This window comes from Actinoplanes sp. NPDC026623 (genome assembly GCF_040638275.1).
GTDB lineage: Bacteria > Actinomycetota > Actinomycetes > Mycobacteriales > Micromonosporaceae > Actinoplanes.
Window position 1 is genome coordinate 1 of the sequence record NZ_JBEZXZ010000281.1, and the last position, 9,047, is coordinate 9,047.

A 9,047-nucleotide genomic window follows, 5' to 3' on the forward strand; every position below is an offset into this window, starting at 1 on the left:
GCCGCCGTCGCGGAACCGCTCGCCGGCACCGGCGATCGGGCCGGGCCGTCCGCCACGATCACGGTGACCAACCGGCACGGCCTGCACGCCCGCCCGGCCGCGCGGCTCGTCGCGCGGGTCCGGGAGTACGACGCCCGGGTGGAGCTCCGCAACCGCGGCACCGGATCGCCGTGGGTGCCCGCGTCCAGCCTCTCCCGGGTCGCGACCCTCGGCGCGCTGCGCGGACACGAGATCGAGGTGCGCGCGTCGGGTGCGCAGGCGCGGCAGGCCGTCGACGGGGTCGTGGCGCTCGCCGCCCGCGCCTTCGACGAGGCGGACGCCGGGGAGCCCGCCGCCCCGGATCGGGCGACCGCCGCCCGGGACGGCGATTCCGCCGCCGCGGGCGCGGAGCCGGGCCCCGCCGGCGCGGCCGCGGTCGCGCCGATCCATCCGGGACGGGCGGCGTCGCCGGGGATCGGGATCGGCCCCGCCTGGCACCCCCAGGCGGACGCACCCCGCATCCCCGACGTCGCATCGCAGGGCACGGCGCCGGAGTGGCGCCGGATCGAGGGGGCCCTGGCCACGGTCCGGCGGGACCTGCACCGGCTCCGCGCCGGCACGGCCCGCGACGCCGGGGACGCCCAGGCGGAGATCTTCGACGCGCACCTGATGCTGCTCGACGACGCCGACCTGCTCGCCGACGTGCGCTCCCGGATCTCCGGCGGCGCCGGCGCCCCGCAGGCCTGGTCGGCGGCGACGGAACGGATCGCCGCCGAGTTCGCCGCGCTGGCCGACGAATACCTCAGCGCCCGGGCGGGCGACGTCCGCGCGGTCGCCGCGCAGGTGCTGCGGGCCCTGCTCGGCGAATCCACCGCGGCGCCGCCGGGCTCCGGCGTGCTGATCGCCGCCGAGCTCACCCCGGCCGAGGCGGCCGGCCTCGATCCCGGGCGGGTGGCGGGGGTGCTGCTCGCGTACGGGAGCCCGACGTCGCACGGCGCGATCCTCGCCCGCGCCCGCGGGGTCCCCACGGTGGTCGGCCTGGGCCCGGCGGTGCTCGGGATTCCCGCCGGCACGCCGGTCGCCCTGGACGGCGGCACCGGTGAGGTCGTCGTGGCGCCGGACGAGCCGGTGCTGGCGGCGTTCCGGGCCCGGGCCGCCGAGCAGGCGTCGCGCCGCGAACGCGCGCGGGCCCGCGCCGGGGCGCCGGCCGTGACCCTCGACGGCGTGCCCGTCGCCGTCGGCGCGAACGTGGGGTCGCCGGCGGACGCGCGCGCCGCCGCCGAGCACGGCGCCGACCTGGCGGGACTCGTGCGCACCGAATTCCTGTTCCTCGGCCGCGACGCGGCGCCGGACGCGGACGAGCAGCTGGCCGTCTACACCGAGATCGCGGAGGCGCTCGGCGGGCGGCGGATCACCGTACGCACCCTCGACGTCGGCGGCGACAAGCCCCTGCCGTACGTGCCGGCGGCCGCCGAGGACAACCCGTTCCTGGGCGTACGCGGCATCCGGCATTCGCTCGAGCATCCGGCACTGTTCGGTGAACAGCTGCTGGCGATCGTCCGGCTGGCGTACGAGGTGCCGGTCAGCGTCATGTTTCCCATGGTCAGCACCGTGCACGAGGTGCTGTGCGCGCGCCGGATGCTCGACGACGCCGTCGCGCGCGCCGGCGGTGGCCCGCCGTCCGGCCTGCGGGTCGGAATCATGATCGAGGTCCCGGCGGCGGCGCTGAAGACCGCCGCGTTCGCGCCGCACGTCGACTTCGTCAGCATCGGGACCAACGACCTGGCCCAGTACGCGCTGGCCGCCGAGCGTGGCAACGCCGCGCTCGCGGCGCTGTCCGACGGCGCCGATCCCGGGGTGCTCCGGCTGATCGAGGCGGTGTGCCGGGGCGCCGGGCGCGGGGTCTGCGTCGCGGTCTGCGGCGAGCTGGCCGGGGACGAGGCGGCGGTGCCCCTGCTGACCGGGCTCGGCGTGCGGGAGCTGAGCGTGGCGCCGCGGTCGGTGCCGGTGGTCAAGGAGGCCGTCCGCGCCACCCGGCTCGCCCGTGCCGCCGCGGCCTCGGCGCGGGCACTGGATCTCGCGGACGCCGCGGCCGTGCGCGCCCTGCTGGCGGACGAGCTGGGTTCAACGCCGGGCATGTCAGGTTCTCGACACTAGGAAGCGAGATCGTTTAGTTCCGCTCCGGTCATGACGATTGCTAATTTCATCCGGCAATACGAATTGGCGCGGCTGCCAATGGAGCCATTCGGCGGCCTTTGCCGCGGACGGCAAAAGAATTGCGGGTCGCGCCACAATATGAACGTCATTCAGACACGGGCCGGGTTACCGGTCGATTGCCGCAGGAGTTCCTGGTGAAAGTGACGTTCGCAGCGGATCGGGATGTCGAGATCCACTCCATTTACCGCTGGCTCCGATCGGACCGCGACCTCGTTCGATGCGTGGAGGTGGCGGCGCCCACCGGGAGAGACCGCGAGGCCATGGGCGCGGTCGACACGGTCGCGGCGGTCGCCTCCACGGCCGTGGGCCTGGGCCAGCTGGCGTTCGCGTTCGCCGGCTGGCGGCAGACCCGGCGGGACCGCGTCGACTTCACGATCACCCGGCCGGACGGGGCGCGGCTCACCGTCGCCGCGCGCGACGCCGTCACCGGGGAGGCGCTCACCGAGTTTCTGACCGCGTGGTCGGGCGGCGCTCCCGCGGCCACGCAGCGGCGGCCGCGGCGACCGAAGTCGTGACGTTGCGGCTGCCCGATCCGGCCGGATCGAGGGCGGTGGTGATCGGCGTGTCCAAGTACCGCTACCTCGAATCCCTGCCCGCCGTCGCCAACAACGTCGAGACGCTGCACGAGCTGCTGACCTCGGCCGGCGGGTGGCGGCTGCCGCCCGCGAACTGCGTCAAGATTCTCAACCCGCCGTCGGCGAGCGCGGTCCTGCAGAAGGTCCACGCCGCGGCCCGGGAGGCCCGGTCGGCGTTGCTCGTCTACTTCGCCGGTCACGGGCTGCTCGACGACGGCGGCGGGGAACTGCACCTCGCGCTGTCGAACAGCGCCCTGGACCGGATGCACGACGCCCTGGCGTTCGCGGCGATCCGCCGCGAGGTGGTGCAGACCGCGGCGGGCTGTTCGGCCAAGGTCGTTCTGATCGACTCGTGCCACTCGGGCCTGGCGATGACCGGGTTCATGGGCGCGGGGACGTCGGTCGCCGACCTGGCTGTCACCGACGGGGCCTACATCATGACGGCGAGCGGCGAGCAGGCGGTCGCCATGGCACCGGGCGGTGCCCGCTACACCGCCTTCACCGGCGCGCTCGTCAAGGCGGTCCGACGCGGGGTGCCCGGCGGCCCGGCCATGCTCGACATGGACACCGTGTACGACCAGGTGATGCTCGACCTCCGGGCGCAGAACCTGCCGACGCCGCAGCGGCGCAGCCGCAACGACGGCAACCGGATCGTCCTGGCGCCGAACAGCGCCGCGAAGCAGTCCCCCGCCAAGAAGAAGAAGGCCACGCCCCCGGCGAAACCGGCGGCGCAGCCGGCCGCGCCGCCGGCGGCCAAACGGAAACCCGCGGCGCCGCAGCCGGCCGCGCAACCCCCGCGCCGGCGGGCCTCGGTGCGGGCGGGCCGGCGGGACATCGACAAGTCCCGCCGGCTGGTCCGCGCCGCCCTGGGGGAACAGCCCCTGCTGCCGATCGAGGCGGCCGCCGCCCTCCTGATCAAGGAGGTGCCGACGATCTTCGAGGCGAGCTGGGCGGGCGCCGGCACCTGCAAGCTGTTCCTCGCCAAGTACCTGCCCGATTTTCCATACACCCAGAACCGCACCGGCGGTTTCATCGAGGCGCCGCCGCCATTTCCCCGGAACGTGCTCGGGATGCTGCGCCGCCGGCTCACCGCGAAACGCGTGCGCCGCCTGACGATGGCCACCGCGCTGGTCGTCTCCCTTTTCTACGGCGGGCGTGAGGTGGTCGAATTCGTCGATCGGCAGCGTCTCGTGGACCCGGACCTGCAGGTCACCTCCCCGGACGAGGGGAGCCTGACCAGGAGCCGATACACCGTGAAGGTGTCGAAGGCCGCGCCCGACGGCGACCAGGTCATCGCGATGGTGCGTGAGGAGCCCGGCAGGTGGTCGTTCTACCGGTGCACGACCGTCGGCGAGGGCAGCGAGTGCGCGACCGTGCCGATCGGCAAGAAGGACTCCAGGAAGCGGATGCAACTGGCGCTCATCGTGGTGAGCACGAGTCGGGGACGGGCGCTGCTGGGCTCCTCCCCGCCCGACTTCCGCGACACCCCGGCCGCGCTGGCGCCGGTCGCGGCGTCCCGCATCTACGAATACCAGCGGTGAGCGTGCGCCGCCCGGTTGTTGACACGCGGGAAACTCGCGGGCAATCTGTGTTAACGTTCACATAGACCGGCGTGAGTTTCTGGCCCGAAAAGGGGTTCCCATGGGTGTCCGGGTCGCGGCGTTGCTCGCCGCCCTCGTGGCGAGCGCCACGGTCCTCGCCCTCACCGGCGCGCCCGCCGGGGCCGCCGCCGTGACCGTCACCAACGCGACCCAGTTCACCGACACCACGGGCGCGGTCGTGCACGCGCACGGCGGCGGCGTGATCAAGGTCGGCGGCTATTACTACTGGTTCGGCGAGAACCGCAACGCCGACAACACCTTCCGGTACGTCTCCGCGTACCGCTCCACCGACCTGCGTACCTGGGAGTTCCGCAACCACGTGCTCACCAGCGCGTCCGCGGGCGAGCTGGCGTCCGCCAACATCGAGCGTCCCAAGGTGATCTACAACGCCGCCACCGGGCAGTTCGTCATGTGGATGCACAAGGAGACCGCGACCGACTACGGGCAGGCCCGGGCCGCGGTGGCGGTGTCGAGCACCGTGGACGGCGCCTACTCCTACCGGGGCAGCTTCCGGCCGCTGGGCACGTACATGTCGCGGGACATCACCACCTTCGTCGACGACGACGGCACCGGCTACATGGTCTCGGCGGCCAACGAGAACGCCGACCTGAACGTCTACCGGCTGACCGCCGACTACACCGGCGTCGCCGCCCTGGTCCGCAGCTGGCCCGGCGACGTCCGGGAGGCACCGGCGCTGTTCAAGCGCAACGGCGTCTACTTCATGCTGACCTCCGGCGCCACCGGCTGGAGTCCCAACCAGCAGAAGTACTCGTCGGCCACCTCGATCACCGGCACCTGGAGCGCCTGGCGCAACGCCGGCGACGCGACCGCCTACGGGTCGCAGACCGCGTACGTGCTGCCGATCGCCGGGACGTCGGCCACCTCGTATTTGTATCTGGGTGACCGTTGGGGCAACTCCATCGGCGGCACGGTGAACGACTCCCGCTACGTCTGGCTGCCGCTGCGCTTCCCGAGCAGCACCACCATGGCGATGGACTACTTCCCGTCGCTGGTCATCGACGCGGCGGCCGGCACCGTGAGCGGGCCGCCGGGCAGCTACGTCAACGTGGTCGCGCGGCACTCCGGAAAGTGCCTGGACGTGGTGGGCGCGTCGACCGCCGACAACGCCGAGACCATCCAGTACGCCTGCGGCGCCGGGTTCAACCAGCAGTGGCGCCGCGTCGACCTGGGCAACGGCTACGTGCAGCTCGAGGCCCGGCACAGCGGCAAGTGCCTGGACGTGGCGGGCGGGTCCACCGCCGACAACGCCCGGGTCGTGCAGTTCGCCTGCGGCGCGGGCACCAACCAGCAGTGGCAGCTCCAGGACGCCGGCGGCGGCTATCAGCGGTTCGTGGCCCGCCACAGCGGCCGGTGCCTCGACGTCATCGGCGGCGGCACGGCCGACGGCGTCCGGCTCATCCAGTACGCCTGCGGCACGGGCGCCAATCAGCAGTGGCTCACCCGTACGGTTTGAGGCTTCTCGATCGGTTTGCGACCGTTCGGTGGGAGTTGCGGCAGACGAGACGGTCGGTCGTGCCGAGGGTCCGAACCGGACGGACCCGGAGGGCCGTGTGACCCCTTACCTGCGTTCCGTGACGTATCTATGTTGCTGGATGTCGGAACCATCGTCTCCGGAGGGGAGAACACATCGTGGTGTCTCGCTCGTCACGACGACGTCTCGGCGGCCTGGCCGCCGTGGCGGTGCTGCTGGGGACGTTCGTCGTCGCCGGCCCCGCGCAGGCGACGTCCAGCGACAACCGAGTCAGGCAACTCACCAGATCGGTCACCCTGGCCGGCGTGCTGCGCCACCTCACGGCCCTGCAGGTGATCGCCGCGCACAGCGGCGGCACCCGGGCGTCCGGCACGCCGGGGTTCGGCCGCAGCGCGGACTATGTGGCGACGCTGATGCGCCTGGCCGGGTATCACGTCACCCGCCAGCCGTTCCAGTTCAACTTCTGTGAGGACACCGGCTCGTCGTTCGCGCAGAACGCGCCCGCACCGACCACCTATGTGGATCAGGTGGACTACGACGTGCTGGACTGCTCCGGCGACGGCACGGCGACCGGCACGGTCGTGCCCGTCGACCTGCAACTGACGACGCCGAACACCAGCACCTCGGGCTGCGAGGCGAGCGATTTCACCGGCGTGGCCGGCAACATCGCGCTGGTGCAGCGCGGCACGTGCCCGTTCGGCCAGAAGGCGGCGAACGCCGAGGCCGCCGGCGCGACCGGGGTGATCATCATGAACCAGGGCAACACGACCGGTCCGGATCGCCAGGACCTGTTCCTCGGCACGCTGGGCACCCCGGTCGGCATCCCCGCCATCTCCGTCTCGTACCCGCAGGGCGTCGCGTTCGCCGGCACCCCGGGCCTCGACGTGACCATCACGACCGAGACCATCGCCGAGGTGCGCAGCACCGAGAACGTCATCGCCGAGTCGCGCTACGGCGACCCCGACGAGGTCGTGATGGCCGGCGCCCACCTCGACTCCGTGCCCGGCGGGCCCGGCATCAACGACAACGGCTCCGGCAGCGCCGGCATCCTCGAGGTCGCGCTGCAGATGCGCGACTTCAAGACCAGGAACAAGGTCCGGTTCGCCTGGTGGGGCGCCGAGGAGGCCAACCTCGTCGGATCGACGTTCTACGTGAACAGCCTCAGCGAGGCCGACCACGCCAAGATCGCCCTCTACCTGAACTTCGACATGATCGGCTCGCCCAACTACACCTTCGGCGTGTACGACGGCGACGACTCGGCGGCCGAGGGCGCCGGGCCCGGGCCGGCCGGCTCGGCGCAGATCGAGGCGGTCTTCCAGGCCTACTTCGCCGCCCAGCACCAGGCCACCGCGCCGTCGGACTTCACCGGCCGCTCCGACTACGGGCCGTTCATCGCGACCGGCATCCCGGCCGGCGGCCTGTTCACCGGGGCCGAGGTCAAGAAGACCGCGGCGGACGTCGCGCTCTGGGGCGGCATCGCGGGCCAGCCGTACGACCCGTGCTACCACGAGGCCTGCGACAGCCTGACCCCCGAGCGTGACGGCGCCGACGCCGCGGTCTACGCCCAGCTCCGCAGGCAGTACCGGCTGTTCGGCAACATCAACACGTTCGCCGTCGACAAGAACGCCGACGCGGTGGCCACGGCGGTCGCCACGTTCGCGTACGACACCTCGTCGATCCCGCCGCGCACTGCGGCGGCGCCGGCGCGGTCGGCGGCCGCCCCGGCGGTCGCGCGGACCGCACAGGGCGACTGGGTCCCGTGACGAACCCGGGGCCACCCGCGCGGGAGGCCGCGGCACCCGGTCAGCTCAGCAGCTCCGGCAGGGTCAGGTTGACCACCGCCTCCGCCGGTGGCAGGCCCCGGCGGCCGACCAGGCCCGCGATCGAGACGACCTCGTCGCGGGCGGCCGCGCCCAGCGCGGCGTCGTCCAGTTCTGCCCGCATGGCGGTGGCCACCCGGCGCTGGTCGGCCGGCGTCAAATCCGGCGAGGTGTAGATGCGGACGAGCAGTTCGTCGCGCAGCCGCTCGAAGCGGTTGGTCTCGTGGCGCAGCTGCGCCTCCTTGGCCGCGCGCAGCAGCTCGTCGAGCTCGGGGAACGCCCAGTCGTCGCGTTCGCGGACCGACTGGATCTCGATCAGCAGGTAGTCGACGCCGTCGAGCGGGGCGCCGCGGTACCGCAGGCCGCCGGGGCCCAGGTCGAGCTTGTCCACGTCGAAGTCGCGGGCCGGGGTATTGATCACGACGAGGTGTCCGGGTGCCAGCCGGTCAACGGTGGCGCCGGCGCCCGCGTACTCCTTGTCCACCAGCAGAACCGGGCTCTCACCGGCGTCCTCGATCGCGGACTCGATCCTGTCGATGCCGGCCGCGACCTGTTCGCCGATCCCCGCCAGCGCCGACACCGACGGCGCGACCAGGGACGCGAAGCCGCCGACGATGTCCAGCGCGAGCCGCAGCGCGTCGTCGGACTTCACCGAGTACAGGCAGGCCTGCACGGCGACGGTGCCGCCCGCGTACGGCAGCCAGCCGGTCAGGCTCCCGGAGCGCGGCCCGGGCGCCTCCTGCCCGGGCGGCGACTGCAGGATCGTCGACTTCGTGGCGCCGAAGCCGCCGGCGTACGACAGCGTCACCGACGCCCGCAGCGCCGGGAACACGTCGGCGGCGTGCCGGCGCGCCTCGGCGAGGAACATGTCGGTGAGCCAGAGCCGCAGGTAGCTGTCGCGGGTGACGGGCTGCGCCGCCGCGGGTGCGGCGATGAAGTGGTGGACCAGATGCTCCGACTCCGTTCCCCACCAGCGGCGGGCCCGGTCGGTCATCCTCTGTACGGCGCTCAACTGTTCTCTCCCTCGCTCAGGAACAACACGACGTGTCCGGGGTCCCGGCCCAGCCCCTCCCGCACGTCGGCGGCGAGGGCGACGAGGTCCGGGTGGCTCGGGGCGGCGGGCCGGGCGGCCAGCGCCGCGACGTGCCGGGCGATCGTGGGCTCGGCGGTCTCGGGCAGCGCCGGCACCAGCAGCAGGGCGCGTACGCCGGCGTCCATGCAGCGCACCGCGAACCGCAGCGCCTCGATGTCGCGTACCGGATCGGTGGTCGACCGGTCGGGGTGGGCGCAGCCCTGCACGACCACGAGGGCGGCACCGCGCCGGGCGAGCCCCGCGGGCGTGACGACGACCGGGTCGGCGGCC

Annotated in this window: 6 protein-coding genes and 2 pseudogenes; 6 read left to right on the forward strand and 2 right to left on the reverse strand. The window is 73.2% G+C overall.

What is annotated here, in order from left to right:
- The 6 genes and pseudogenes from ptsP to AB0F10_RS41990 all read left to right on the forward strand — a co-directional run.
- Positions 1-2,136: phosphoenolpyruvate--protein phosphotransferase (gene ptsP / locus AB0F10_RS41965; protein WP_360639111.1), on the forward strand; the 2,136-nt coding region annotated here is incomplete at its 5' end.
- Positions 2,137-2,336: 200 nt separating this feature from the next.
- Positions 2,337-2,711 carry a hypothetical protein gene (locus tag AB0F10_RS41970; protein ID WP_360639125.1) on the forward strand — a complete coding sequence of 125 codons (375 nt, stop codon included), beginning with the start codon at positions 2,337-2,339 and terminating at the stop codon, positions 2,709-2,711.
- Complete coding sequence (locus tag AB0F10_RS41975; protein WP_360639114.1) at positions 2,708-4,312, forward strand: caspase family protein; 1,605 nt, start codon at positions 2,708-2,710, stop codon at positions 4,310-4,312. Before AB0F10_RS41970 ends, AB0F10_RS41975 begins: the two co-directional genes overlap by 4 nt.
- A gap of 100 nt (positions 4,313-4,412) precedes the next feature.
- Positions 4,413-5,846, forward strand: a complete 1,434-nt coding sequence (locus tag AB0F10_RS41980; RefSeq protein WP_360639116.1) for an RICIN domain-containing protein — start codon at positions 4,413-4,415, stop codon at positions 5,844-5,846.
- Between the two features lie 431 nt (positions 5,847-6,277).
- Positions 6,278-6,709, forward strand: a pseudogene (locus tag AB0F10_RS41985) (PA domain-containing protein); the annotation flags it as partial.
- Between the two features lie 84 nt (positions 6,710-6,793).
- Positions 6,794-7,504, forward strand: a pseudogene (locus AB0F10_RS41990) (M28 family peptidase); the annotation flags it as partial.
- 163 nt (positions 7,505-7,667) lie between these two features.
- Here the strand turns inward: AB0F10_RS41990 and AB0F10_RS41995 are convergent.
- Positions 7,668-8,696 (reverse strand): hypothetical protein, encoded by a 1,029-nt coding sequence (locus AB0F10_RS41995; protein WP_360639119.1) that lies wholly within the window; start codon positions 8,694-8,696, stop codon positions 7,668-7,670.
- The coding region (locus AB0F10_RS42000; protein WP_360639122.1) for a hypothetical protein at positions 8,693-9,047 on the reverse strand (355 nt) is incomplete at its 5' end. The genes AB0F10_RS41995 and AB0F10_RS42000, both read right to left, overlap by 4 nt.